The organism is Luteitalea pratensis, from assembly GCF_001618865.1.
GTDB lineage: Bacteria > Acidobacteriota > Vicinamibacteria > Vicinamibacterales > Vicinamibacteraceae > Luteitalea > Luteitalea pratensis.
The window spans coordinates 4,412,529-4,436,597 of the sequence record NZ_CP015136.1 but is presented as its reverse complement, the minus strand read 5'-3'; the positions used below and the strand labels follow the sequence as shown (position 1 = coordinate 4,436,597).

The following is a 24,069-nucleotide window of genomic DNA, read 5'->3' as shown; positions in this document are numbered from 1 at the left end:
TGTCCTTGCCGCCTGCGCTGGCGGGTTTCGGCGACGTGCGGTTGCGCGTCGACGTCATCCTCGGCCGCGGCACCATGACGCTGCGAGCCTGCCTGGGCCTGCAGCGGGGGAGCGTCGTGCGTCTCTCGCAGTCGGCGGGCCAGGACCTCTTCGTCCTCGTCAACGACGTGCCGGTCGCGCGCGGGGAGGTCGTGATCATCGACGACAGCGTGTCGCTCCGGCTCACTGAATTCCGACAGAAGACCGCGACCGAGGCCCTGGCGTGATGCTGCCGTTCCTCCTGGCGCAGGCACAGCAGGCGCCGGTGCCCGCCGTCGGTTGGTCGGACGGCCCCGGCGTCGTCCGCACACTGCTTTCCCTGCTGGTCGTCCTCGGCCTCCTCGGCGGCTGCCTGTGGCTGATTCGCCGCGGCGGTTGGCAGGGCGGCCTGCGGAAAGGACCGCGCGCCGTCCAGATCGAGACCGCGGTCGGCCTCGGCGACCGCCGTCAGCTGGTGATCGTCTCGGTCGAGGGTCGACGGCTCCTGCTCGGCGTCACGCCGATGCATGTCGCCCTGGTGACCGAACTTGGCCCGGCCGGCCCCTCGTTCCCCGAGACCCTCGCGGCACGCATGCCCGTTGGGAGCGCGCCGTGAGGCGTCGCGCACTGCTTGCGATTGCCGGCACGGCCACCCTGTGGCTGTCGATGGCCACGCCAGTCCTGGCCCAGGCCGGGGCCACACGCATCGACATCGACGGCATCGGCGCGATCTCTGCGCCGCTGCAGGTCGTGCTGCTGCTGACGCTCCTCAGCTTCATCCCGGCCATCCTGATGACGATGACCGCCTTCACGCGGATCGTCATCGTCTTCCACTTCCTGCGGCAGGCCCTCGGCACGCAGGAGGCGCCGTCCAACCAGATCCTGATCGGCCTGGCGTTGTTCCTCACCGTGTTCGTGATGGCGCCGGTGGGCGAGCAGATCAACCAGGCGGCCGTGCAGCCGGCGCTGCGCAACGAGCTCACGGTGACGCAGGCGCTCGAGCGGGGCACGCCGCCATTGCGCGGCTTCATGCTGAAGCAGACGCGCGAGACCGATCTCGCGTTGTTCGTCGAACTCGGCAAGGTGGCGCGTCCGCAGACGCCCGAGTCGCTGCCGATGCGCGTGGTCGTGCCGGCCTTCATCCTCTCGGAGATCAAGACCGGGTTCCAGATGGGGTTCTACCTGTTCGTCCCGTTCCTGCTCATCGACCTGGTCGTCTCGACGACGCTGCTCTCGATGGGGATGTTGCAGCTGCCGCCGGCGATGATTTCGCTGCCGTTCAAGATCATGCTCTTCGTGATGATCGACGGCTGGAACCTGCTGGTCTCTTCCCTCGTGCGCAGTTTCCTCTGAGGCCGTCATGTCAGAAGCCCTTGTCGTTGGTATCGTGCGCCAGGCGATCGAGCTCGCCATCCTGGTGAGCCTGCCGATGTTGCTCGCGGGTCTCGTGGCCGGCGTCCTCGTCAGCGTCTTCCAGACCGTGACGAGCATCCAGGACAACGTGCTCGCGTTCATCCCGCGCGCCGCCGCGATCTTCCTCACCTTCGCCATCACCTTCCCGTGGATGCTGCGCCTGATGTCCGGCTTCGCGCGGCAGATGGTCACCCGGCTGCCCGAACTGGTGCGCTGATGGATCTGTCGCCGATCCTCGTCTTCGCGATGGCCTTGATCCGCCCCAGCCTGCTGGTGCTGGCGACGCCACTGTTCGGGGGGACATTCGCGCCGGCGGCGCCGAAAATCGGCCTGGTACTCGTGCTCGGCGCCTTCATGGCGCCGGTGATCGGCGTTCCGCGAACGATCGAGCCCGGCATGTTCCTCACGGTCGTCCTGCGCGAGTTGCTGATCGGCTTTGGCCTCGCGATGGCGGTGCGGTTGCTGCAGGCCGGTGCCGAACTCGGAGGCTATCTCACCGGCTTCCAGATGGGCCTGTCCTACGCGGCCCTCGTCGACCCGCAGAGCGGCGTCCGCAACAACATCCTTGCCGCGCTGTACGGCTCGATCGCGGTGATGGTGTTCCTGTTGACCAACGCGCATCACGAAGTGCTGCGGGCACTCGCGACCTCGTACGAGGCGCTGCCCATCGGTGCTGGCGTGGTGGATAGCGCGATCGCCGACATGGTCGCGCGCATGTTCGGGCTGATGTTCACACTTGGCGTTCGACTGTCGGCCCCGGTCGTGATCACCCTCCTGCTGGTCGAAGTCGTCCTCGGCGTGATGGCCCGCGTTGCGCCGACGCTCAACCTGATGGTGACGGCGGCCCCGGTTCGCCTGCTCGTCGGCTGGATGGCGCTGGCCCTGACGATTCGGGTGCTCCCGGACATCCTGATCCGCGCCTTCCCGCAGGCACTCTCGCTCGGCGCCCGGACGGCGGCGGCGCTTCGCTGACCATGTCCGACGACCGCACAGAAAAACCCACATCGCGGCGCCTGAAGGACGCGGCCAAGCGCGGCCAGGTCGCGCGCAGCCGCGATCTCAACGATGCCTTCCATCTCGGGGCGGCGCTGATGGTGCTGGCCTACTGGGGACCCTCGCTCGTCTCGGGCATGGGCACCGTGATGGCCACCGGTCTCACGCGCATGGGAGACGCCCGGTCGGTCTCCATCACGTCGGGCGAGGTCGTGAACCTGGCGGTGAGCAGTGTGACGCAGATTGGCTGGCTGGTCGGTCCGCTCGCGCTGGCTGCCCTGGTGGCCACGGCCGCGTCGGCGCAGGCACAGGGCGGCTTGAACATCGCCACCGAAGCGCTTCGCATCGACCTCACCCGGCTGAACCCGGCTGCGGGGTTCAAGCGCCTGATGCCGTCGCAGGCCGGACTGAATCTCGTCAAGACGATCATTGCGGCCAGCATCGTCGGTACCGTCGCCTGGTCGGCCGTCTCGGGGCTGCTGGCCGACTCGACACGCTTTGCGCTGCTCGATCCGCTCGCTTCCGGCATCGGCGCCTGGGCGCACACCGTGGCGTTCCTCAAGCGCGCCTCCATCGCGCTGCTGGCGCTCGCGGCCGCGGACTTCGGACTGCAGAAGTGGCGCACCGCGCAGTCGCTGAAGATGACCAAGCAGGAGGTCCGTGACGACCACAAGCTGGCCGAAGGCAACCCGGAGATCAAGGCGCGCGTGCGTCGCGTGCAGCGCGAGATGTTCCGCAAGCGGATGCTCGCCGCCGTCCCGAAGGCCACCGTGGTCGTGACCAACCCGACCCACTTCGCGGTGGCGCTGCGGTACACGCGCGGCCAGGCGGCGCCCGAAGTGGTGGCCAAGGGAGCCGACAACATCGCGCTGAAGATCCGGACGATCGCCCGCGAGCACGGCGTGCCGATCGTCGAGAACCCGCCGCTGGCGCGGGCCATCTACCGGCAGGTCGACGTCGGGGAGTTCATTCCCGGCGACCTGTTCGAGGCCGTGGCCGAAGTGCTGGCGTACCTGATTCGTCTCAAGCAGCTGGTCCTGTGAAGCCGAGGAGCGCGTGATGTCGAGTGCCAAGCCGTTCGGGCCGTCCCAGCTCCTGGTGCCGGGTGTCGTCATCCTGGTGCTGGCGCTGATGGTGCTGCCGCTGCCGACGATCATTTTGGACCTGCTGCTGTCGGTGGACATCGCCCTGTCGGTCGTGTTGCTGCTGACGGCCGTCTACGTGCGTGATCCGATCGAGTTCACGGTCTTTCCGTCGCTGCTGTTGTTGCTGACCCTGCTGCGGCTGTCGCTGAACGTCGCAGGCACGCGGCTGATCCTGTTGTACGGCGCCGAGGGCGTCGACGCGGCCGGTCACGTGATCATGTCGTTCGGCCAGTTCGTGGTCGGTGGCAACTTCGTCGTCGGGGTCGTGGTCTTCCTGGTCCTGGTGGCCATCCAGTACGTGGTCATCAACCACGGCGCGGTCCGCATCTCGGAAGTCACGGCGCGCTTCACGCTCGACGCGATGCCCGGCAAGCAGATGTCGATCGACGCCGACCTGAACGCCGGCGCGATCGACGAGCGCGAGGCCAAGCGGCGGCGCGACAACGTGCGCAAGGAGGCCGACTTCTACGGCGCGATGGACGGCGCCATCCGCTTCACGCAGCGCGATTCACTGGCCGCACTGCTGATCACCGGCGTGAACATCATCGCCGGCCTGGTGATCGGCGTCATGCAGTACGACATGGAGATCGGCGAAGCGGCAAAGACGTTCACCATCCTGACGGTGGGCGAGGGGCTGGTGACGGCGATCCCGGCGTTGCTGGTGTCGATGTCGGGCGGCCTGATCACGACGCGCGCCTCGTCGGAGTCCTCGCTCGGCGAGGATGTCGCGACGCAGCTGCTCAGCAAGATGCAGCCGCTGGCCATCGGCGCCGCCGTCCTCTTCGCGATGGGCCTCGTGCCAGGGCTCCCGAAGATGGCGTTCTTCCTCGTCGCCGCGGCGTTCGCGTACGCCGCCTACGCCAACCGGGCGGAGACAGGCGACGCGGCGCTCGACGGGCCGCTCGACACGGGCGGCACACCCGCCCAGCCCGAACAGAGTGTCGAGACCCTCGCGTCGGTCGATCCGCTCAGCGTCGAAGTCGGCTACGCGCTGATCGCGCTGGTCGACGAACGCCAGGGCGGCACGCTCCTGCAGCGGGTGAAATCGATCCGGCGGCAGATCGCCACCGAGACGGGGATGATCGTCCCGCCCGTTCACGTCGCCGACAACCTCCAGCTCGGGCCGCGCACCTACGCGCTGCTCGTGAAAGGCGTCGAAGTCGCGCGTGCCGAGCTGATGCCGGACCGGCTGCTGGCCATCAATCCCGGAACCGCGACCGGCACCATCGAGGGGACGACGGCGCGCGAGCCCGCGTTCGGGCTGCCGGCACTCTGGGTGCGGGCCGAGCAGCGGGATGCGGCCACTGCCGCCGGTTTCACGGTCGTCGATCCGACCACGGCGCTCTCGACCCACCTGTCGGAAATCATCAGGAACTTCCTGCCGGACCTGCTGACGCGCCAGCACACCAAGGACATGGTCGACCGCGTGGCGCAGCAGTCGCCGCGCCTGATCGACGACCTGATCCCGAAGCTGCTCGGTCTCGGCGACGTCCAGCGCGTCCTGCGGCAGCTGCTGCGCGAACGCGTCCCGGTCAAGGACCTGACGACGATTCTCGAGGCGCTCGCCGACGTCGCCGGGCAGACCAAGGACGCCGACCAGTTGAACGAGGCCGTGCGGCAGGCGCTCGGTCGCGCCATCTGCCGCCAGCATCAGACCGAACAGGGCGATCTCCCGACCATCAACCTGGCGCCGTCGCTCGAGGAGCGCCTGATGCAAGCCATCGTCCGGACCGAGCATGGCGTGGTGCTCGCGATCGATCCGAACGATGCCCAGCACATGGCGTCACGTATCGCCCGCGCCCTCGAAACGGCAGTGGCACAGCCTGTGCTTTTGTGTTCTCCAGCACTGCGTCCTCACCTGTGGCGATTGTTCACCCGGGTGCTGCCGCAGATAGGGGTGCTCTCGCACAGCGAAGTGCCCACTCACGTGAAGGTCGCGCCCGTAGCCGTACTCGATTGACGCCATGACTCCACAGCGTTTTCGCAGTTCCAGCGTTCGTGACGCCCTTGCGCAGGCCAAGGAAGCCCTCGGGCCGTCGGCCCTCGTGCTGGGCACGCGGCTCGTGCCGGCATCCGGCTGGCGGGGCTGGCTCGGTGGCCGCGAAGTCGAAGTCTCGGCATTCATCGGTGCCGGAGTGTCGGAGAACCGACGATCGTGGACGACCAATACCGCACACGCCGCGCGCACCGTGACGACCGATGCGCGCAGCCCGGTCACCGATGGTCTCGTCGCCCGCCTCATCGCCACCGGCCTCGATCGCGACCTCGCCGAGTCGGTCGTCGAACAGATGCCCCAGGCGCGTCGCCGTGACGCGTCGCAGGGGCAGATTCGCGAAGCCCTGGCCTCCTGCCTGCTGCCCATCGCAGCGCGTGGCCAGGCGCTCGGCGACGTGAACGTCTTCATCGGCCCTCCGGGCGTCGGCAAGACGACCACCATCGCCAAAATCGCGGCCCAGGCCCGCGCCCGCGGCGAGCGGCGATTCCGCCTCGTCGCCGCCGACGGCTACCGTGTCGGTGCGATCGAGCAACTGCGGCTCTACGCCGACATCATCGGCAGCCCCTTCGTCGTCGCCCGGACGCCCGAGGAGGTGACCGGTGCGGTGAACGGCAGCAAGCTGCCCGTGCTCGTGGACACGCCGGGTCTGTCGCCGGCCAACGAGGAGGCAGGCGCCTTCCTTGCGGCCCTGGCGGCGCTGCCGCACGTACGCACACATTTGGTGGTGCCGGGCGCGACCACCCCGCGCGACTTCGATCGCCTCTGGGAGCGGTTTGCGGGGGCGGGCGCCGACAGGATCGTGATGTCGAAAGTGGACGAGGCCGAAACGGTGATGCCGCTGGTGCGCGCGCTGCGTGAGCGCGAAGTACCGGTGTCGTTGATCGGCCTCGGGCAACGGGTTCCCGAGGATCTCGTCGAGGGCGAACCCGAAATGATCGCGGCGTGCCTGCTCGGGCAGGTGCCGGTGGTGCACGCATGAATGCCCCCGCGAGAGGGCGCAGGACAGGAGAAAAGGCCGTGCCGGTACTGATCCCCCAGGCGAGCCATATGGACCGCGACCAACTGGTGATCGCGCATGTCGGTCTCGTCAAGGCCATGGCGCATCGCCTCGCGCAGCGCTTGCCGGCGCAAGTGGAGATGACCGACCTGATCAGCGTCGGGGTGATGGGCCTCATCGACGCCGCCGGACGGTACAAGGTGTCGATGGGCGTCCCGTTTGACGCATTCGCCCGCCGCCGTGTCCAGGGCGCCATGCTCGACGCCCTGCGCGATCTCGACTGGGCACCGCGCTCGCTGCGGCGCATGCGTCGGGAACTCGATGGCGCGGTCGCCAAGCTGCGCGCCGAGCTGAAGCGCGAGCCGACCGAGGACGAAGTCGCGGGCCAGATGCAGATGTCGCCGTCCGAGTACGACAAGGCGATGGACCAGGTCCGTACGCTGGACGTCGGGGCCATCAGGCAGCTGGATGCGACCGGTGAAGACGGCCAGCCCCTCCTCGAGCTGTGCATCGACGTCGATGAAGGACCCGACGCGCAGCTCGAACGCAAGGAACTGCGTGTCCTGCTCGCGCAAGCGATCATGGAACTGCCCGAACGGGAACGCCAGATCCTGGCCCTCTACTACGAGGAAGAGATGACCATGGCCGAAATCGGCGCGGTCATCGGGGTGTGCGAGTCGCGCGTGTCACAGCTGCGTTCGCTGGCTCTGTCCCGACTCCGCACCAGCCTCAAGGCACGGCTGCAGAAGCCGGGGACGAGGGCGTGAGCAAGATCCTCTCGCAGGACGAGATCGATGCGCTGCTGACATCGGCCGCGGCCCTGGAGAAGACGACGCACACCGAAATGCCCCTCGCGGGCGAGTCGGTCATCGTCTACAACTTCCGCCGGCCGGATCGGGTCAACAAGGAGCAGATCCGCTCGCTGCATTTCCTGCACGATCGCTTCGCCCGCAACATCTCGACGTCCCTTTCGGCATACCTGCGCACCGTCACCGACGTGAACGTGACCTCCGTGGAACAGTTCACATACTCCGAATTCCTGATGTCGCTGCCCGATCCCACGGCGTTCTATGCGATCTCGCTGACGCCCATCGAAGGATTGGGCGCACTCGAGCTGAACCCCTCGGTGGCGTTCTCGATGATCGACCGGATGCTCGGGGGTTCCGGCAAGGGGATGGCGCCGACGCGCGGATTGACCGAAATAGAACACAACGTGATCGATGGCGTCGTGAAGCTGGTACTGGAGCATCTGACCGAGACGTGGCGCAACATCGTCGACGTGCGGTTCCGGGTCAACGGCCGGGACACCCGTCCCCAGATGTTGCAGGTCGCTGCCCCGAATGAAGTCGTCGTCCTCATTGGCTTCGACATCAAGATCGGCGACGCCCGCGGAATGTTGAATTTCTGCCTGCCGGCGACGGCGATCGAGACCCTGGGCGACTCGTTCACCCACACCTGGTACCGCTCGCACCGAGAGCCGACGATGAACGACCGCTATCAGTTCTGGCGGACGCTCGGCCACTTGCCGGTGGGCGTGTCAGCGACGGTCGAGACGACGCTGCCGGCGCGGGACGTGCTCGAACTCGCGCCGGGTGACGTGCTTGCGCTCGGTCATCGTCTCTCGGATCCGCTGCAGATCCGCGTCTGCGACACGGTGAAGTTCGAGGGGTATCCGATGCAGGAACACGGCCGCGCCGGCGTGCGCCTGCTGCACGCCGTGGCCAATCCCGCGGTCCCGGAGGTGGTGCATGGCTGACACACGGACGCTCCTGGACGCACTCGCGACCAGCCTCGGGGCATCGCTTGGGGCGATGACCGGTACGGCAGTCCGTACCATGCCGACCGTGGGCGAAGTGACCGTGGACTGGCAGGTACCCATACAGGTCGGTGGCAGCGCGGTCGGCACCGTGTGGCTCGGCGTGGGCCAGGCCGACGCGACACGGCTCGTGGCGTCGATCCTGGGTGACGCCAGCCTCGTCGCCGACGCCGACATCGTCGACACGATGAAGGAGCTCCTCGGCCAGGCCGCCAGTGCACACGCGCACGGCAAGGGCAAAGGGCTCGATCTCATCATCGAGACACCGGTCCCGGCGACCGCTCCCGTGGTGCCCGACGCGCAGCACTACGACCTGATGATGGGCACGGGCGATCCGATCCGGATCGTCGGCTGGGGACGTACGGTCGCGGGCCTGTCACCCGAGCCATCGCGTACCGCCATGCCGGCAGCGCCGCCGCCCGCCGCTTCGATGGGTGCCTCGCTCGCTGCGCCGCCACGCAACCTCGACGTCGTGCTCGATATCGAGCTGCCGATCACCGTTCGCTTCGGCGAGACGCAGATGACGCTCGAAGGCCTGGCGCGGCTGGGCCCGGGTTCGATGATCGACCTGGCACGTTCGCCCGAGGATCCCGTCGACCTGCTGGTGAACGGCCGCCTCGTGGCACGCGGCCAGGTCGTCGTGGTGTCCGGGTGCTACGGCGTGCGAGTGAGCGAGGTGGTCAGCCCGGCAGACCGCCTTCTCAGCCTGGAATTTTGAGGAGTGCCTCGATGACGATCCCGATGCTCGTGATGACCTCGATCCTGCTCCTGGCGACCGGCGTGATTCTGCTCGTCGCCACCCGTCTCGTCCGCGCGCTGCGACACACTGTCGAACTCGAGCAGCGGGTCGTCCGCCTGCAGGAGGGCATCAACCTGCTGACCGACACGACCGAGACCGGCTTCCGGCAGGTCGCCACCGAGATCGAGCGCCTCTCAACAGCGAGCGCGGCCTCGTCCCCCTTCGCCAAGGCTACGGCGGACAAGCGCGCGGCGGCACCGGCAGCCACTCCTGCGCGCCCCACGGCAGTGCGGCTTCGCGCGGCGGCACGTCGTGGCCGGACGGTCAAGGAGATCGCCGTTGCCGAGCGGGTGTCAGAGGGGGAGGTGCGGCTTCGCCTGTCGCTCGCCGACGCCGGTGCCTCCGGGCGTAGCCGCAAGACGACGGAGAGTGGACGTGCGTCGCTGCGCGCATAGCGATTGCCGCGCCTGGCGGCTCCTCGCCGCGATGCGCCGCGGCATTACTTTCGACAGTGAATGGTTCTGCGGTCCCGGCTGCCTCGCCGATGCGACAGCGCGGCGCCTCGAGGCACTGCGGCCGCCGAGCATCGCGCGCGTGCCGACCATGCCGCCGGTGCGGCTCGGCGCAACGCTGCTGGCGTCGCGCAGCATCTCTTCCGACGTCCTCGCGCAGGCGCTCGCGAGCCAGGCCACGACCGGACTCCGTCTCGGTGCCCAGCTCGTGGCGATGGGCGCGGTCGAGGAACTCACGATCACGCATGCGCTCGCGCGCCAGTCGGGCGTGGGCTTCCTGACCAAGGTCGACGTGAGAGCCGTGCGCAAGACCGTGGGTGGCCTCTCGCGCACCGTCGTCCAGGCATTGGGTGTCGTGCCGCTCGAGAGCGATCGCGACGGCACGCTGCGGATCGCGGTGACTGCGCCGTTACCGCGCATGGCCATCGCCGCCCTGCAGTCCGGTACGGGATTGCGCGTCCGGCCCTACCTGGTGAGCGATGCGATGCTGCGCGAACTGCTCGACGCCTATGGGGCTGACGTCACGCCGTCGCCGGCCCCGGGTGTCGGCCGGCTGTCGGCGGTGCAGGCAGCCCGACGCATTGCCGACGCTGCGATCGCAGGACGCGCCGCGACATGGCAACACACGTGGGGCCCGGGATTTGCATGGATACGGCTCGACGGGGCATCGGGCAGTGAAGACCTGATTGTCGCGTCCTCTCGGACGGAGCACACATGGCAGGCGGCACGTACGCAGCATTGAGCGGATTGCGAACGCGGTTGGAGCAGCTCGATCGGCTGGCCGGCGACATCGCCAATGCCAAGACCGCGGGCTACAAGGCCGAACGCGTCACCACGAATGCCGTCGAACGTCCCAACTTCGGCCGGACGTTGCAGGCTGCTGTCGACGTCGCGCCCGGCCCCGGACATCTCGACTTCCGGCCCGGCTCGATGGAGAGGACCGGCCGTGATCTCGACTTTGCGCTCGAGGGCCGCGGCTTCTTCGTGATCGACACGCCCCAGGGCACGCGCTACACGCGCAACGGCAACTTCTCGCTGGCTGCCGACGGGACGGTCACCACGGCAGACGGTCACGCAGTGCAGACCGAGAAGGGCCCGCTCAAGGTCGGCAAGGCGACCGGCCCGGTCAGCGTCGCCGACGACGGCACCGTGAGTGTGGGGACGAAGGCGGCGGGCAAGCTGCGGATCGTCGACTTCGACGACTACTCGACCCTGCAGCGCGAGGACCTCGGTCGCTTCCGGGCGCCGGGCACGGCCGCACCAGTCGATGCCGAGGCCACCACGGTCCGCGCCGGCATGCTCGAGGCGTCCAACGTCTCGGTCGTCGACCGCATGGTGGCGCTCACCGAGGTCGCGCGCGGCTTCGAGGCCCTGCAGCGCGGGCTCAACATCCTCAGCACCGAACTGGACGGGCGCGCCATCACGGAACTGGGGCGGCGCTAGTAATGCCTAATGCCTGATGCCTGATGCCTAACGGCCAACACGAAACACGGGCATGACTCTCCGAAGGCCGAAGGCCGAACGACGAAGGCCGCCGACCCAAGTGATGAGCCGCACTTCGGCGAACCGGTAATCGACAGATCGAGGACGACCATGATTCGAGCGATGTACACCGCCGCGAGCGGCATGAACGCGCAGCAGGCCAACATCGACAACATCGCGCACAACCTGGCCAACGTGAACACGTCGGGGTTCAAGAAGAGCCGCGTCGAGTTCGAGGACCTGGTCTACCAGCAGATCGCCGCGCCGGGCACGCCGACCGATGCGACAGCGGAATCGCCGATTGGCATGGAACTCGGGCTCGGCGCCAAGCCGGTGGCGATCTCGCGCGACTTCGCCAGCGGCAACCTGCGCGCAACGAACGCGCCCTACGACGTGGCGATCGAGGGGCGTGGCTTCCTGCAGGTCACACTGCCAGACGGACAGGAGGCCTATACGCGGTCGGGCAACCTGCACGTCAACCAGGAAGGGACGCTGGTCACCAACGAGGGCTATGTGCTGGAACCCTCGATCACCATCCCGTCCAACGCCGTCTCGGTGACGATCTCGAAGGACGGCATCGTCTCGGCGACGGTGGCGGGCGAGAGCGCGCCGCAGCAGGTCGGCACCATCGAGATCGCGGCCTTCCAGAATCCGGCCGGCTTGCACGCGATGGGCAGCAACCTGTTCACGGTGACGACGGCGTCGGGCGATGCCATCACCGGGTTGCCGGGCACCGACGGCCTCGGCACCCTGCAGCAGGGATTTCTCGAGGAATCCAACGTCAGCATCGTCGAGGAGATGGTGAACATGATCCTCGGCCAGCGTGCGTACGAAGCCAACTCGAAGGTCATTCGCACGGCCGACGAGATGCTCTCGCAGGTGAACAACCTTGCTCGCTGACGCCATCCGGCCGCGTCTTGCCTGGCGGCACATGGGCCTGGCTGCTTCCGTGTGGCTGGCCGTCGCCGTTCCGGCCGGCGCGCAGACCTCGGCAGATGTCGACAGGGCCGCTGCGGTGGCCACCGCCGCTGTGCGCGAGGCCTTCGGCGTTGACGCCGAGGTGACCGTCTCCGAGCCGGTGCTCTCGGTCACGGGAGATGCGACGCTCGTGACCAGGGCCGTGCCTGAACCGTCGAGCCGCACCGCGGGTCCGGTGCGATTCGTGTTGTATGCGGCGGGCGAGGGGCCCGCACGCCGCATCGGGCGGCTCACCGCCCGCATCGATGTTGCCGCAAGCCACGTGCGAGCGCGGCAGCGCGTGGCCATGCGAAGCGTCATCAACCCGGACGACGTCGAAGTCGTCCGCGGCGACATCGGTCGCCAGGTGTTCGGCGTGCTGCCGACCATGGACGCGGTAACCGGTGTTTCGACCCGCAAGACACTCATGCCCGGCGAGGTCATCACGCCGGTAGCGCTCGTCGCACACGAGATGGTCGCGTCTGGTGAGGAAGTGGTGACGATTGCGCGCATCGGCGCGATCGAAGTGCGAGGCCGCGCGATTGCCGCTCAGTCCGGTGGGTTGGGAGAGACAGTGATCGTCGTCAATCCAGACAGTCGCAAGCGCCTGCGCGCGCGAATCGTCGCCGCCGCGATGGTCGAGGTGTTCCATGGTTCTTAGGCGGATCGTGATCGCAGCCGTGGGCAGCCTGCTCGCTGCCGCGCCGCTGTTCGCCCAGTCCAGCACCAAGCCGTCCAACGACACGTACGACCAGGCGGTCGCGCGTCACCTCGAGACCGCCCGCCAGCTCGCAAGGGCCTCGGCCGCGCCGTCCGACGAGCCGTCGTTCGACTGGATCACTGGCCTGACGTCGGACCGGCGGGCGAGCCGGGTCAACGACCTCATCACCGTGCGGGTCATCGAGAACATCGAGTCGTCGGCCACCGCCGATTCGCAGCTGGACAAGGAGAGCAAGGCCAAGGCCGCGGTGCCGACGTTGTTCGGGCTCGAGACCAAGCTGCCAGACAGCATCGATCCCAACAACCTGGCGAGCACCCGTTACGAGAGCGCCTTCAAGGGCGGTGGCAGCACCACGCGCACCAGCATGCTGACCGCGACGATGACAACGCGGGTCAGCGAGGTACTGCCCAATGGCGACCTGGTACTGGAAGGCGTGCGCGAGATCGACCTCAATGGCGAGCGCCAGGTCGTCGTGCTGACCGGCATCGTCCGTGCGCAGGACCTGCGCCGCAGCAACCAGGTGCTGTCCACGCAGGTCGCCCAACTGCGCATCCAGTACTACGGGAAGGGCCTTATGAAGGACAACCTGAAGCCGGGCTGGCTGGTGCGGGTGCTGAACAAGGTTTTCTGAGTCGTGGACCGGGAACCGGGAACCGGGAATCGGGAACCGGGAGTCGGGAAGCGGCAGTGGGGAAGCGGGAGTCGAAGTTGTAGCCGTCGACCTTCAGGTCGACGGTCGCGAGCGGACGACGACAGGTGTAGCCGCCGGCCTATTCGACGGTTTCGGGTGTGAACTCTTTCGGAGCGACGCAATGTCTCGGGTGATCTGTGCGGTGCTGATGGCGACGGTGGTCCTGGGCAGCGCACCGTTGCGCGCCCGCAGCGGCGCGTCGATGCGCGTGAAGGACATCGCCTCGCTCGTTGGCGTGCGCCCGACGCCGCTCATCGGCTATGGCCTGGTCATCGGTCTCAACCGGACCGGCGACAAGCGGCAGACGCTCTTCACGAACGTCTCGCTCGCGAACACGCTCGAACGGTTCGGCGTCGTCGTGACGCCGGAGATGATGAAGGTGGAAAACATCGCCGCGGTGATGGTCAGTTCGGAACTGCCGCCCTTCGCGCGGCCGGGCGTGCGACTCGACATCCTCGTCTCGTCAATCGGCGACGCGCGCAGCCTGCAGGGCGGCACGCTCGTCCCGACACCCCTGCGCGGCATGGACGGCCAGGTGGTGGCGCTCGCGCAGGGGCCGCTGACGCTTGGCGGCTTCGGCGCCGGCAATGCGGCCAACGGCGTGCAGGTCAATCACCTGACCGCGGGCCGGGTGCCCGGCGGTGGCCTGGTGCAGGTGCAGCCACGGACGACGGTGCCCGATGGCGAGCAGGTGATGCTGGCCCTGAACACGCCGGACTTCTCGACCGCCTCGCGGCTGGCCGCGGCCGTCGACGGCGCGCTCGGTGTCGGCACCGCGAAGGCGCTGGACCCGGCGACGGTCTCGATCGCGGTCCCGGCACACTTCCGCGGCAACATCCCCGAACTGATGGCACGGATCGAACCGTTGCCGGTGGAATCCGACATGCCGGCGCGCGTGGTGATCAACGAGCGTACGGGCACGGTCGTCATCGGGGCGCAGGTGACGCTCGGCGCTGCGGCGGTGGCCCACGGCTCGCTCGCGGTCCGCATCTCCACGCGCTTCGACGTCTCGCAGCCCAATGCCTCGTGGGGTCCGAGTCGTGCCGACACGGTCGTCGTGCCCAACCAGAACGTCGACGTCAGCGAGCGCGACGCGAGACTGATCGCTCTCGACGAGGGGGTCACGCTGGATGCGGTGGTCCGTGCGCTCAACTCGCTCGGCGTCACCCCGCGCGACATCATCGCGATCGTCCAGGCACTCAAGGCCGCGGGCTCGCTCCGCGCGGAAATCGTGATCATCTAGCCGAGATCGTCATCAGCTGACCGTCGACCTGACCTGGCGCGAGGCAGCCATACCCGGCACCCGGCACCGACTACTCCCGACTCCCGACTCCCGATTCGCGACTCCCACCCATGTCCGCCGACGCGCACTCCCCGCTTTCGTTCCCCACCCCTGGTGCCGACCGGTTGACGACGCTCGATCGCACGTCGTCGCCGGCCGCCGAGAGGGAGAAACTCGGAGAACTGGCGGCCCAGTTCGAGTCGATGCTGATGCTGGAAATGATCAAGCAGATGCGCAAGTCGCTCCTCGACGACGGGGGAGAAGGCGACGGCCTGGGCAAGGAGACCTACAGTTCGACGATCGATCAGGAGCTGGCGCTGCACCTGGCCAAGGCCGGCGGGATCGGGCTGGCGCCGACGCTCGTCGACGCGTGGCAACGACAGCAGGGCGCGGTCGCGCCCGGATCGATCGTGACGCCGGCAGCTGGTCGCGCGATGCCTGTCGGTTCACCGGCCCTGTTGCCGACGACGTCGGCTGCCGCCATGTCGGCTTCTCGACAGGTCGCGCCCGTACCGCAAGCGCCTGCAGGCAGCGCCGATGGTGGCCTTTCGCTGGAAATGGCCGGTCGTGTGAGTTCGGCGTACGGCTGGCGCAACGATCCGTTGAAAGGCCACACGAAATTTCACGGCGGCATCGACCTTGCAGCCAGGTATGGCACCGAGGTGCCGGCCGCTGCGAGCGGCACCGTGGTCACCGCAGAGGCCCAGGGAGGATACGGACTCACCGTCGTCCTCCGGCATGCCGACGGAATCGAGACGCGCTATGCGCACCTCGCCTCGCTGGATGTGAAGGCTGGCGACGTCGTGAGTCAGGGGCAGCACGTGGGTCGGGTGGGCAGCACGGGCCGGTCGACCGGTCCGCACCTGCATTTCGAGGTGACGCAAGCTGGTCGACGGGTGGATCCGGAGCAGTTCGTCAGGAATTTGACGAGTGACACTAAAGGTCAGTGAGCGGCTGCCGATTCCTCCTCCAAGCGCCGGCTGTCTCGTCGTGCGCGACAGGAGTAGACGATGAAGATTCAGGGCGATCGCCCCTCGGGCGTACAGGACGCCGGCCAGACCCAGCAGGTCGACAAAGCCGGACAGCGCACGCAACAGGCGCGTGGTGGTGTGGATGCCGGCGACCGCGTCGAGGTTTCTGCCGATGCACGCCTGCTCGGCAAGGCGGTGGACGCCGCCAGCAAGGCACCGGAGATTCGGCAGGACGTCGTTGACCGCGCCAAGGCCAAGTTGGCGGCCGGCGAGATCGGCAACGACCCGGGCCGGCTTGCGGATCGCCTCATCGACAGCCTCTTGTCGACATAGGCCGGGCTGAGCCCGGCCAGAACGAGGAGCGTGGGGTGTGACTGAGACATCCCGACTGAGCACCACGGCAGACGCCCTGGCGCGGGCCCTCGCGGCATTGGGCGACGCCCTGGCGTATGCCGACCAGGACGCCATCACGGCGTGCCAGCACGTGATCGAAGCCACGAGCGGCGACTTCCGCGCTGCGGCGGTCGACGGGAGCGCGAACGGCGACACGCTGACCCCGGCACACGCCGTGGCGGTGATGACGGCACTCGCACGTTGTCGGCGACTCGGACTCTCACTGTCCCTCATGGCGGGGCAGTCACCGGCGACCCTCAATGCCCCGCGCGGCTACAGCCCTGTGGGTCGTCCCGTGGCCCAGAGCGGCGGCGGCACCTTCCTGACTGCGAGAGGCTGATGTCGCTCTTCGGCATGCTCGGCACCACCGCGCGGGCCCTCGACGTCCAGCGCTTCGGCCTGGATGTGGTCGGCAACAACCTCGCGAACGTCAACACGCCCGGGTACACCAAGCGCGTCGCCGATCTCGGCGCGATCCCGCCGCCGGACCGCTTCTCGGCGGGCAACGGCGTCGAGGTCCTCGGCGTGCGCTCGATGCGCGATCGCCTGTACGACCAGCGACTGTTCGACGAGTCGCCGCTCGAACAACAGCAGTCGGCGATGGCCGATTCGCTCGGCCTGGCCGAAGTGGCACTCGGGCAGCCCGGGAGCTCGATCGACGCCGACCTCGCGGATTTCTTCGACGCGTTCGCCGAACTGGCCGACGCCCCGACGTCGCCGACGGCACGGCAACAGGTGGTCTCGGAAGCCGAGTCACTCGCCAGGGCCTTCAACGGCATGGCCTCGCGCCTGACCGACGCGGCGCGAGCCACCGACGCGCGCGTCCGCGAGGACGTCGCGAGCATCAACGAACTCTCCAGCCGCATAGCCTCGCTGAACAAGTCGATCGGCTCCTCCGACCCGTCGCAGACGCTGCATCTGCGCGACCAGCAGGTCGAGGCCGTGAAGGAGTTGTCGGGGCTGCTCGGCACACAGGTGCTGGAAATGAACGACGGCACGGTGCAGATCGTGACCCGCAGCGGCCGGCCGCTCGTGATCGGCGACGATGCGTATCCGCTGAGTGCGGTGAGCGGTCCGCCATCCGGTTACGCGACCGTACAGGCGGGTGGGCGCGACATCACCGCCGAAATCACCGATGGTCATCTCGGTGGGGTCTTGCAGGTTCGTGATCGCGACATCCCGGGATATGTCGCGCAACTCGATCAGGTTGCGTACGGCGTGGCGACCGCGGTCAACACGGTGCATGCGACCGGCTTCGATCTGAACGGCACTGCCGGCGGCAATTTCTTCACGCCCCCGGCCGGTGTCGCGGGAGCCGCCGCGGCGCTGTCGGTCGATCCGGCCCTGCTCGGCAATCCCTCACGGATCGCTGCTGCCGGCTTGGTTGCGCCTGGCGACAACGGCGTCGCGCGCAAGCTGGCCGATCTGCGGGATGGTGCGATCGTGAACGGGCAGACTGCCGACGAGGCGTGGTCGGCGCTGGTCTACAGCGTCGGCAGTGACGTCAGCCGCGCCCGCACCGAGCAGGCCAGCCGGGGCGAGATCGTCCACCAGATCGAGCAACTGCGCGACAGCGTGTCGGGCATCTCGATCGATGAAGAAGCCGCGATGATGATGCGCTTCCAGCGGGCCTATCAGGCCAACGCGCAGTTCTTCACCGTGATCGACGAGACGATCCAGACGTTGTTGTCACTGAAGCGCTAGCGCGAGGCCGCCAATGTTCCGCGTCACCAGCAACACACTCTTCCGCAACTCGTTGCGCGACATCCAGAGCACGGCCGAGGCCTTCGCGCGCGCCCAGCAGCAGGTGTCGTCCGGGCAGCGGTTGCAGCAGGCGAGCGACGACCCGGCCGCCGCGACCATCGGACTGCGCGAGCGGGCCGAAATTCGCGCCGTCGATCGGTACCGTGACGCCAACGACTCGGTGGACTCGCGCCTGCGCGTGACCGACGCCGTCCTCAGCGACATCATTTCCAGCATCACCACGGCGCAGACCAGGGCCGTATCGGGCCGCACGACGGTGCTGACGCCGGAACAGCGCGAAGCCGTGGCCCTCGAGATCGATGGCGCGAAGGAAGCCCTCTTCACGGCGGTCAATACCAGTTACCGCGGCATCTACCTGTTTGCCGGAGCCGACAACACGTCGGCGCCGTACACGCGCGCCGGCGCGACGATCTCCGCTTACCAGGGCGATGCGAACGTCGTGCAGGTGGACGTCTCGCGCACGTCGTCGGCGGCGGTGACGGTCGATGGCGGCAGCCTGATGCAGGGGAGTGCCTCGTCTGACCTGTTCCGGAGCCTTGACGCCCTGGCGGCCGCCGTGCGGTCCGGCGACATGGCCGGCATCGACAGCGGGCTGTCCGCGCTGGAGGAGGCGTTCAATCGCGTGACCTCGGCGCAGAGCCGTGTCGGTGCGACGCTGAGCGCGCTGCCGGCCGAGAAGGCGCGCCTCGACGAACTGCGGCGCGCGAGCGACACGCGTCGATCGCAGGCTGAAGAGATCAGCCTGGCCGAGGCCATCTCCGAGATGAGCCGCGCCCAGCAGGCTCAGCAGGTCGCGATTGCCGCGGCCGGCACGAGCCAGAAGGCCTCGTTGATGGACTACCTCCGATGAGCCCACTTCTACCACCAGGCGACGTCACCCGCGTGGAGACCGCCTTCGGCACGTTCGACGTGTCGACCGACGAAATCATTGCCTTTCCCGCCGGCTTGCCCGGCTTTGAGGAGTGCCGCCGGTTCGTCGTGCTGTCCTCGCGCGAACTCGATCCGTTTCAGTGCCTGCAGTCGGTGGAGGGCCCGTCGGCCTCGTTCCTGGCAGTCGATCCGCGGCGCGCCTTCCCCGACTACCGCTGCGTGTTGTCCGACGTCGATCGGGCGCGTCTCGGCGAGCCCGACGAGGCAGCGCTGGTGTGGCTTGCAGTGGTGACCGTCCTTGACGACCAGACGCTCGTGAACCTGCGTGCGCCTGTCGTCGTGAACCCCACGCGGATGCTGGGTTACCAGCTGATGCCCTCGAACAGCCTGTACCCGCTGCGGTTCGAGCTCGCGCAGTTGTTCTGAGCGAGGAATCTGCCCGTGCTGGTCTTCACGCGCCGACGCAACGAAGCGATTATCGTCGCCGATGGCATCGAGATCCGCGTGCTGCGGGTCAGCAAGGATGCGGTGCGTCTCGGCGTGACCGCGCCGACTGACGTCCCGGTGCACCGGCAGGAGGTCTACGACCAGATTCGCGAGGAGAACCGCCGCGCGGCCGCCCCGGCCGGACTGCCGGCCTCGCGGGCGCGCCTGGTGAAGCAGCCGGACGGCACGTCGTGAGGCTCGACGACTGGCGCAACCTGTCGGCCGACGCGATGCGGCCGGTGTACGAAACCGAGCGCGCGCGGTGGGCCAACGGCCTGCAATGGGACCTCGGGCCGTCGCTGCAGATCCTGGAGCACGCGCGCGCCGAAGGCACGCTGCCCGGGCTCGTTGTTCGCGGGCCGGGCCAGAGCATCGTCGGCTGGACCTACTTCCTGGTACAGCACGGCGTGCTGCAGGTCGGCGCGCTCCACTCGCGCACCGCGGATGGCGTGCGCCTGTTGCTCGATGCAATCTTCAAGACCCCCGAGGCCTCGCTCGCGCACGAGGTGCTCCTCTTCGTCTATCCCGACAGCCCGGCCTGCGAGAGTGCCTTGCAGCGGAGACGGTTCTCGGTGACCCGCTACTGGTACCTGCGGCGGGCGCTCGAACGATCGTGCGTGGTCCCGATCGAGCCCGGCTTGCGGGCCATGGTCGACGGCGACGGCCCCGACCTGGTCCGGCTCTTCTCGCGCGCGTACTCGGGAGTGGCCGGCGCGAGGTGCTTCGCGCCGCATGGCCGCCTCGAGGAGTGGGCCCAGTACCTGGGGCAGCTCACGCGTGGCGCGGCGCTCGGCCAGTTCCTCCCCGGGGCAAGCATGGTGGCGCCGGGGGCGGCGGCAGGACAGGTACTAGGCGCCTCCGTGGTCACGGGATTGTCGCAGCGGACGATCCACCTCGCGCAACTCGTCGTCGATCCCGACGCGCGACGTCAGCGCCTGGCCAGCCGCATGCTCGACACGATGATGTCCTGGGGCGTGAGCCACGACCGTGCCGTGGCGACGCTGCTGGTGAGCGAGGACAACGCGCACGCCCGAGCGCTCTACGACGCCCGCGGTTTCGTGCAGACCGGGTACTTCCTGCATGCCGAGCGCCCGCTCGGCCGTCGCGTGCTGTCAACGCCAGTGGCGGCCTCGGCATAGACCAGGCCGCGTTAGCGACGGTGACCAAGAGACAAGTGACCACGAATAAGTAAACAGGAAATCACAAGTGACAAGACACAAGGAAAGAGGTTCAAGGTAAACCGCACTAGCCGCGTGCAGCAGGCGTGCGCCTTGTCCCTTCTCTCTCTTGTCCTTGTCCCTTTTGTACTTTCCTGTTGACTTCTTCGTTCTCCCTCTTCCCTTGTTCGACGAGGGCCGTCAACGCAACCGGCAGGCGCTAGCCGCGCTCGTTGAAGAGCCCGGCCGAAGGCTGCGGCTGCTGCAGCACGCGTCGATACGCCGCGAGCGTTGCCTCGCCGGCTTCCAGGTCGTGGGCGGCGGCGCGCCGTTCCTGGTCGGCACGCTGGAGGGCCTCCAGGCTCTCGCCGTCGAGGCGCATGATCGTGGCGACGTATTCGCCAGCGCGGCGGTGGCGTTCCTCGACGCCGGTAAATCCCGGTAGCGTGCGCGCGAGTTCGAGGTGCGCGGCGACGAGCGCGCGCAGGGGTTGAAGCTGCTGTTCGAGGCCGGTCAGCGCCGTGAGGTGCCGTTCACGTTCGAGCCCGAGGCTCGTCAGGACCTCGGCGGGTGGGGGGTGAGGCAGAGCGTGCTGGCGTGTGGCAATCGACTCGAGCTGCGCAAGCACCTGCAACTCGGCGTCCATGCCGGTACGGTAGTCGGCAAGTGCCGTCGCAAGATCTGCAGTCACGCGCAGCCTCCAGGGCTGGTCCGGTCACGCGCCCGGAGTCGTCGGGGTCGCTGCGACGCTTGCCCATGCGTCACGCAGCGGCGTCAGCAGTCTGATGGCCTCCTCGAGGCCCTTCGTGTCGCGCTGCACATTGGCCTCGTAGCAGCGGCCGAGGACGTAAGTGTAGAGGCCGTCCAGGCGTTGGGCAACTTCACCGCCCGCCTCCATGTTCAGCATGTGCTGCAGTTCCTGCACGATCGCGAGACCGCGCGACAGCGCGTGCCGCTTGACCACGAGGTCGCCGCTCGCCATCGCGTCGCGCGCCTGACCGAGGAACCTGATCGCGCCGTCGTAGAGCATGACGACGAGTTCGACCGGCGTGCGGGACTGGACGTGCGTCTGCAGATAGGCCTGGGCACCCTTGTTGTGCATGGAAGGATTCGGGCGGACGGGTGCCGCGTAAGCGAGAAGTGTGGACATTGGTAACTGTCGTGCTTCGTGCTAGAAGAGTTTCGCGCCGAGCGAGCCGACCTGGCCCATCGACGCGTTGAGCTGCGCAATGGCCAGATCGGTCGCGATGAACTCTTTCTGCATCGCTTCCTTGCGAATGGCCAGCCGGCGCTCGAGTTCCTCGATGCGGTCGGCAATCTTGGAGAGCTGATGGTCGAGGCGCGTCTGAGCCGTGGGAATCAGCCCGCCGCTGGCCGTGTAGTTGCCGATCGCCGTCTTGACCTTGTCGAAGGCACCGTCGAAGCCGCTGCCGCCCTGGAACAGCGCGACCACGGAGTTGCGATCGGTCGACAGCGCCGCCTTCAGGTCCGCCGGGCGGAATTCGAGTTGTCCGGTGCGGTTGAAGCTGAGACCGACCTGCGCGAGCGATGTGTACGTGTCGCCGGTCGCCAGCTCACCGCCAGCGACGCGGCTGAGCGTGTTGCGCAACTGACGGACCAGCGGGTCGCCGCCGATGTTGTCGCGCTCCTTGTTGGCATAGGCCTTGGCTTGCGTCTCGAGGAACGAGTTCAGGTCGTTGTAGGCACTCGTGAACTTCCTCACGAGTTCCTCCACCGACGCCAGGTCCGCGGTGATCATGATCGTCACCGGCGTCGTCGACTCCTGCTGCAGCGTCAGCGTCGTGCCGGGAATGGCGCCCTCGATGGTGTTCGAGCTGCTGTTGACGGCGACGTTGTTCAAGGTGAACGATGCGTCCTGCGCCGCCTGGGCATTGGTCGCGGCAAAGCTGACGCCGCTGCCACCGGTGAGCGCGTTGCTGACCGCGAAGGACTCGCTCGCGCCGGTGCCCTTGCCGGTCAGCACCAGCTGGTACGTCGATCCCGAACGCACCACCGAGGCCGTGACGCCGATGTTGGCGGTGCCGTTGATCGCCTCGGCCAAGCCGTTCATCGTGACCGCGCCGGCGACAGTGACGCTCACGCCACCGATCGTGAGCGAACCGGCGTTGGCGACGACGGTGGTGTCGGCATCCGGTGTGGTGCCGTTGGTGGCGGTGACCTGCGCCTTCGCAAGCGCGCCGACGACGAGGGAGTAGCTTCCGGTGGGTGCACCGTTGCCCGCCGACACCTTGGCGATGGTCTCGTTGGAACTGGTCGCAGCGGTGCCGGTGAAGGCGGTCGCCGACGCCAGGTCACGTGCCGCCGACTCCACGGCACCAAGCCGCGTCGCAAGCGTGCCGAAGGCAGTGCGCTGCTTCTGCAGCTGCGCCTGCTGCGTCTCGAGCTGGACGACCGGCTGCCGTTCCTGGGCCGACAGGGCCTCGAGGATACCGTTGAAGTCGATGTTGTTGAACCCGCTGAACGTGATCGGCGATCCCATGGCGCGCGCCTCCGGCCTCCGAATCATGGAGACCTATCCTCTGAATCGGCAGTGGAGCGGGAAGCTATAGGGACGCGGCGGCGATCGGATGACGTGCGGGGGAGATGAGGGCGCGGGAAAAATGCGCCGGACGGACCCGGAGGTGCCCGCCCGGCGCCACGGTGCGAAGCGACTAGCCGCGCAGGAGGGAGAGAACGGCCGCGGTCTGCCCGTTGGCCTGGGCGAGGGCGGCGATGCCCGACTGGTTCAGGATCGAGAACCGGGTCAGGTTGGCCGATTCCTCGGCGATGTTGGCGTCACGGATACGGCTTTCGGCCGCCCGGTTGTTGACGATCTGGCTCTGTGCGAGGCTGATCGCGTAGCTGAGACGGTTCTGGAGCTGACCGACCTGGCCCTGGACGCTGCCCAGGGTATTGACGGCCGTGGCGATGTTGGCAACCGCGGTCTGCGCGCCGGTCTGCGAGGTCAGCGCATCGGCGTTGATGCCGAGCGAGGTCGTCGTGACGGCGCCAATCGAGCCGCCCACCCTGCCGTTGGCGCTGTTGTTGCTGACGAACACCGAGAAACCCTGTGCCGATGACAGGTTGGCGACATTGCTCTCGCGGTTGATTTCGTTGAGCACGTCCTGGAATTCGGCGTCCAGCGTCGTGCGTGACGTGCTGGTGGTCTGGCCCGAAGCGGCCTGCGTGGCCAGCGTGGAGAGCCGGTCGAGCAGCTTGGAGACGTTGTCGAGCGCGCCGTCCTTGATCTGCAGGTCGGACAGGCCGTCGTTGGCGTTGCGCACGCCCTGGTTCAGGACGGCGATGGTGGAACGGTAACCGTTGGCGACCGCGAGCCCGGCCGCGTCATCACCGGAGCTGTTGATGCGGAAGCCGCTCGACACGCGCGTCAGCGCGTTGCGGAGGCCGATGTTGGTGGAGTAGAGGTTGGCCTGCGCGTTGTTGGCGGCAACGTTGGTGATGACCGAGAAACTTGCCATGATGATCCTCCTTGAACGAGAGGGGTTCGCATCCTTGCGAGCCCGGTGGCGCCGTGACGGGCGCCGCTGACGTGGAGGTAATCGGTCGACGTCGGCCTGCCTTTAAACCCGGCAGCCACTACATCTGGATAGCAGAAACGACACGGCCCGCCGCCGCGACGGCGACGACGGGCCAACCCCGGGGGAG

30 protein-coding genes are annotated in these 24,069 nt (G+C 67.9%); 26 read left to right on the top strand and 4 right to left on the bottom strand.

All coding sequences use genetic code 11. The features are described 5' to 3' along the window. Nucleotides 1-5: 5 nt before the first annotated feature. From LuPra_RS18240 to LuPra_RS18115, 26 genes are all read left to right on the top strand, one after another. Entirely contained in the window at nucleotides 6-266 is a 261-nt protein-coding gene (locus LuPra_RS18240; protein WP_157899359.1) for a FliM/FliN family flagellar motor switch protein, read from the top strand. Beyond that, nucleotides 266-634 (top strand): flagellar biosynthetic protein FliO, encoded by a 369-nt coding sequence (locus LuPra_RS18235; protein WP_110172068.1) that lies wholly within the window; start codon nucleotides 266-268, stop codon nucleotides 632-634. Before LuPra_RS18240 ends, LuPra_RS18235 begins: the two co-directional genes overlap by 1 nt. After that, on the top strand, nucleotides 631-1,371 hold the full coding sequence (fliP, locus tag LuPra_RS18230) for a flagellar type III secretion system pore protein FliP (RefSeq protein ID WP_169812024.1): 741 nt from the start codon (nucleotides 631-633) through the stop codon (nucleotides 1,369-1,371). Before LuPra_RS18235 ends, fliP begins: the two co-directional genes overlap by 4 nt. 7 nt (nucleotides 1,372-1,378) lie before the next feature. After that, on the top strand, nucleotides 1,379-1,648 hold the full coding sequence (locus tag LuPra_RS18225) for a flagellar biosynthetic protein FliQ (RefSeq protein ID WP_110172067.1): 270 nt from the start codon (nucleotides 1,379-1,381) through the stop codon (nucleotides 1,646-1,648). After that, on the top strand, nucleotides 1,648-2,403 hold the full coding sequence (locus LuPra_RS18220; RefSeq protein WP_110172066.1) for a flagellar biosynthetic protein FliR: 756 nt from the start codon (nucleotides 1,648-1,650) through the stop codon (nucleotides 2,401-2,403). The genes LuPra_RS18225 and LuPra_RS18220 overlap by 1 nt, the downstream gene beginning before the upstream one ends. 2 nt (nucleotides 2,404-2,405) lie before the next feature. Next, nucleotides 2,406-3,467, top strand: a complete 1,062-nt coding sequence (locus LuPra_RS18215; RefSeq protein WP_110172065.1) for an EscU/YscU/HrcU family type III secretion system export apparatus switch protein — start codon at nucleotides 2,406-2,408, stop codon at nucleotides 3,465-3,467. Nucleotides 3,468-3,483: 16 nt separating this feature from the next. Next, the gene (gene flhA, locus LuPra_RS18210) at nucleotides 3,484-5,529 is read left to right on the top strand and encodes a flagellar biosynthesis protein FlhA (protein WP_110172064.1); all 2,046 of its coding nucleotides are present in this window, start codon (nucleotides 3,484-3,486) and stop codon (nucleotides 5,527-5,529) included. Between the two features lie 4 nt (nucleotides 5,530-5,533). After that, on the top strand, nucleotides 5,534-6,544 hold the full coding sequence (locus LuPra_RS18205) for a flagellar biosynthesis protein FlhF (protein WP_110172063.1): 1,011 nt from the start codon (nucleotides 5,534-5,536) through the stop codon (nucleotides 6,542-6,544). Nucleotides 6,545-6,582: 38 nt separating this feature from the next. After that, on the top strand, nucleotides 6,583-7,329 hold the full coding sequence (locus LuPra_RS18200; RefSeq protein WP_157899358.1) for a sigma-70 family RNA polymerase sigma factor: 747 nt from the start codon (nucleotides 6,583-6,585) through the stop codon (nucleotides 7,327-7,329). Then, the gene (gene fliM / locus LuPra_RS18195; protein ID WP_157899357.1) at nucleotides 7,326-8,318 is read left to right on the top strand and encodes a flagellar motor switch protein FliM; all 993 of its coding nucleotides are present in this window, start codon (nucleotides 7,326-7,328) and stop codon (nucleotides 8,316-8,318) included. The genes LuPra_RS18200 and fliM overlap by 4 nt, the downstream gene beginning before the upstream one ends. Then, on the top strand, nucleotides 8,311-9,096 hold the full coding sequence (locus tag LuPra_RS18190; RefSeq protein WP_110172060.1) for a FliM/FliN family flagellar motor switch protein: 786 nt from the start codon (nucleotides 8,311-8,313) through the stop codon (nucleotides 9,094-9,096). The genes fliM and LuPra_RS18190 overlap by 8 nt, the downstream gene beginning before the upstream one ends. A gap of 11 nt (nucleotides 9,097-9,107) precedes the next feature. Further along, nucleotides 9,108-9,572, top strand: a complete 465-nt coding sequence (locus tag LuPra_RS18185) for a hypothetical protein (protein ID WP_110172059.1) — start codon at nucleotides 9,108-9,110, stop codon at nucleotides 9,570-9,572. A 31-nt stretch (nucleotides 9,573-9,603) separates the two neighbouring features. Further along, entirely contained in the window at nucleotides 9,604-10,371 is a 768-nt protein-coding gene (locus tag LuPra_RS18180; RefSeq protein WP_157899356.1) for a GspE/PulE/PilB domain-containing protein, read from the top strand. Next, nucleotides 10,368-11,072 (top strand): flagellar hook-basal body protein, encoded by a 705-nt coding sequence (locus LuPra_RS18175; protein WP_234800454.1) that lies wholly within the window; start codon nucleotides 10,368-10,370, stop codon nucleotides 11,070-11,072. The genes LuPra_RS18180 and LuPra_RS18175 overlap by 4 nt, the downstream gene beginning before the upstream one ends. A 150-nt stretch (nucleotides 11,073-11,222) precedes the next feature. Further along, nucleotides 11,223-12,011, top strand: a complete 789-nt coding sequence (gene flgG, locus LuPra_RS18170) for a flagellar basal-body rod protein FlgG (protein WP_110172056.1) — start codon at nucleotides 11,223-11,225, stop codon at nucleotides 12,009-12,011. Further along, on the top strand, nucleotides 12,001-12,729 hold the full coding sequence (gene flgA, locus LuPra_RS18165) for a flagellar basal body P-ring formation chaperone FlgA (RefSeq protein WP_157899355.1): 729 nt from the start codon (nucleotides 12,001-12,003) through the stop codon (nucleotides 12,727-12,729). The genes flgG and flgA overlap by 11 nt, the downstream gene beginning before the upstream one ends. 7 nt (nucleotides 12,730-12,736) lie before the next feature. Beyond that, nucleotides 12,737-13,420, top strand: coding sequence for a flagellar basal body L-ring protein FlgH (locus tag LuPra_RS18160; RefSeq protein ID WP_157899354.1), 684 nt, complete (start codon nucleotides 12,737-12,739; stop codon nucleotides 13,418-13,420). A 208-nt stretch (nucleotides 13,421-13,628) separates the two neighbouring features. Then, entirely contained in the window at nucleotides 13,629-14,723 is a 1,095-nt protein-coding gene (locus LuPra_RS18155) for a flagellar basal body P-ring protein FlgI (protein WP_110174760.1), read from the top strand. Between the two features lie 110 nt (nucleotides 14,724-14,833). Beyond that, nucleotides 14,834-15,712 (top strand): peptidoglycan DD-metalloendopeptidase family protein, encoded by an 879-nt coding sequence (locus LuPra_RS18150; RefSeq protein WP_110172053.1) that lies wholly within the window; start codon nucleotides 14,834-14,836, stop codon nucleotides 15,710-15,712. A 60-nt stretch (nucleotides 15,713-15,772) separates the two neighbouring features. Next, entirely contained in the window at nucleotides 15,773-16,066 is a 294-nt protein-coding gene (gene flgM, locus LuPra_RS18145) for a flagellar biosynthesis anti-sigma factor FlgM (RefSeq protein WP_110172052.1), read from the top strand. A gap of 37 nt (nucleotides 16,067-16,103) precedes the next feature. After that, complete coding sequence (locus LuPra_RS18140) at nucleotides 16,104-16,466, top strand: hypothetical protein (protein WP_110172051.1); 363 nt, start codon at nucleotides 16,104-16,106, stop codon at nucleotides 16,464-16,466. Continuing rightward, nucleotides 16,466-17,830: a flagellar hook-associated protein FlgK gene (gene flgK / locus LuPra_RS18135; RefSeq protein ID WP_110172050.1), complete on the top strand. Its 1,365-nt coding sequence runs from the start codon at nucleotides 16,466-16,468 to the stop codon at nucleotides 17,828-17,830. Before LuPra_RS18140 ends, flgK begins: the two co-directional genes overlap by 1 nt. Nucleotides 17,831-17,843: 13 nt before the next feature. Then, the gene (gene flgL, locus LuPra_RS18130) at nucleotides 17,844-18,740 is read left to right on the top strand and encodes a flagellar hook-associated protein FlgL (RefSeq protein ID WP_110172049.1); all 897 of its coding nucleotides are present in this window, start codon (nucleotides 17,844-17,846) and stop codon (nucleotides 18,738-18,740) included. After that, nucleotides 18,737-19,186: a flagellar assembly protein FliW gene (fliW, locus tag LuPra_RS18125; RefSeq protein ID WP_110172048.1), complete on the top strand. Its 450-nt coding sequence runs from the start codon at nucleotides 18,737-18,739 to the stop codon at nucleotides 19,184-19,186. Before flgL ends, fliW begins: the two co-directional genes overlap by 4 nt. A gap of 15 nt (nucleotides 19,187-19,201) precedes the next feature. Beyond that, nucleotides 19,202-19,441 carry a carbon storage regulator CsrA gene (gene csrA / locus LuPra_RS18120; RefSeq protein ID WP_110172047.1) on the top strand — a complete coding sequence of 80 codons (240 nt, stop codon included), beginning with the start codon at nucleotides 19,202-19,204 and terminating at the stop codon, nucleotides 19,439-19,441. Beyond that, nucleotides 19,438-20,385 carry a GNAT family N-acetyltransferase gene (locus LuPra_RS18115; RefSeq protein ID WP_110172046.1) on the top strand — a complete coding sequence of 316 codons (948 nt, stop codon included), beginning with the start codon at nucleotides 19,438-19,440 and terminating at the stop codon, nucleotides 20,383-20,385. Before csrA ends, LuPra_RS18115 begins: the two co-directional genes overlap by 4 nt. A gap of 238 nt (nucleotides 20,386-20,623) precedes the next feature. Here LuPra_RS18115 and LuPra_RS18110 read toward each other — a convergent pair whose 3' ends face one another. The 4 genes from LuPra_RS18110 to LuPra_RS18095 all read right to left on the bottom strand — a co-directional run bounded on the left by LuPra_RS18110 (nucleotide 20,624) and on the right by LuPra_RS18095 (nucleotide 23,882). Continuing rightward, nucleotides 20,624-21,094 carry a hypothetical protein gene (locus LuPra_RS18110; RefSeq protein ID WP_110172045.1) on the bottom strand — a complete coding sequence of 157 codons (471 nt, stop codon included), beginning with the start codon at nucleotides 21,092-21,094 and terminating at the stop codon, nucleotides 20,624-20,626. A 24-nt stretch (nucleotides 21,095-21,118) separates the two neighbouring features. Then, complete coding sequence (gene fliS, locus LuPra_RS18105) at nucleotides 21,119-21,505, bottom strand: flagellar export chaperone FliS (protein WP_162271439.1); 387 nt, start codon at nucleotides 21,503-21,505, stop codon at nucleotides 21,119-21,121. Between the two features lie 69 nt (nucleotides 21,506-21,574). After that, nucleotides 21,575-22,930 carry a flagellar filament capping protein FliD gene (gene fliD / locus LuPra_RS18100; RefSeq protein WP_110172043.1) on the bottom strand — a complete coding sequence of 452 codons (1,356 nt, stop codon included), beginning with the start codon at nucleotides 22,928-22,930 and terminating at the stop codon, nucleotides 21,575-21,577. Nucleotides 22,931-23,075: 145 nt separating this feature from the next. After that, entirely contained in the window at nucleotides 23,076-23,882 is an 807-nt protein-coding gene (locus LuPra_RS18095; protein ID WP_110172042.1) for a flagellin, read from the bottom strand. Nucleotides 23,883-24,069: the final 187 nt, after the last annotated feature.

Coding starts and splice junctions, on each gene's coding strand:
- LuPra_RS18235 (WP_110172068.1), top strand. CDS start 266: ATGCTGCCGTTCCTCCTGGCGCAGGCACAGCAGGCGCCGGTGCCCGCC.
- LuPra_RS18225 (WP_110172067.1), top strand. CDS start 1,379: ATGTCAGAAGCCCTTGTCGTTGGTATCGTGCGCCAGGCGATCGAGCTC.
- LuPra_RS18220 (WP_110172066.1), top strand. CDS start 1,648: ATGGATCTGTCGCCGATCCTCGTCTTCGCGATGGCCTTGATCCGCCCC.
- LuPra_RS18215 (WP_110172065.1), top strand. CDS start 2,406: ATGTCCGACGACCGCACAGAAAAACCCACATCGCGGCGCCTGAAGGAC.
- flhA (WP_110172064.1), top strand. CDS start 3,484: ATGTCGAGTGCCAAGCCGTTCGGGCCGTCCCAGCTCCTGGTGCCGGGT.
- LuPra_RS18205 (WP_110172063.1), top strand. CDS start 5,534: ATGACTCCACAGCGTTTTCGCAGTTCCAGCGTTCGTGACGCCCTTGCG.
- LuPra_RS18190 (WP_110172060.1), top strand. CDS start 8,311: ATGGCTGACACACGGACGCTCCTGGACGCACTCGCGACCAGCCTCGGG.
- LuPra_RS18185 (WP_110172059.1), top strand. CDS start 9,108: ATGACGATCCCGATGCTCGTGATGACCTCGATCCTGCTCCTGGCGACC.
- LuPra_RS18180 (WP_157899356.1), top strand. CDS start 9,604: ATGCGCCGCGGCATTACTTTCGACAGTGAATGGTTCTGCGGTCCCGGC.
- flgG (WP_110172056.1), top strand. CDS start 11,223: ATGATTCGAGCGATGTACACCGCCGCGAGCGGCATGAACGCGCAGCAG.
- LuPra_RS18155 (WP_110174760.1), top strand. CDS start 13,629: ATGGCGACGGTGGTCCTGGGCAGCGCACCGTTGCGCGCCCGCAGCGGC.
- LuPra_RS18150 (WP_110172053.1), top strand. CDS start 14,834: ATGTCCGCCGACGCGCACTCCCCGCTTTCGTTCCCCACCCCTGGTGCC.
- flgM (WP_110172052.1), top strand. CDS start 15,773: ATGAAGATTCAGGGCGATCGCCCCTCGGGCGTACAGGACGCCGGCCAG.
- flgK (WP_110172050.1), top strand. CDS start 16,466: ATGTCGCTCTTCGGCATGCTCGGCACCACCGCGCGGGCCCTCGACGTC.
- flgL (WP_110172049.1), top strand. CDS start 17,844: ATGTTCCGCGTCACCAGCAACACACTCTTCCGCAACTCGTTGCGCGAC.
- fliW (WP_110172048.1), top strand. CDS start 18,737: ATGAGCCCACTTCTACCACCAGGCGACGTCACCCGCGTGGAGACCGCC.
- fliS (WP_162271439.1), bottom strand. CDS start 21,505: ATGCACAACAAGGGTGCCCAGGCCTATCTGCAGACGCACGTCCAGTCC.
- fliD (WP_110172043.1), bottom strand. CDS start 22,930: ATGATTCGGAGGCCGGAGGCGCGCGCCATGGGATCGCCGATCACGTTC.
- LuPra_RS18095 (WP_110172042.1), bottom strand. CDS start 23,882: ATGGCAAGTTTCTCGGTCATCACCAACGTTGCCGCCAACAACGCGCAG.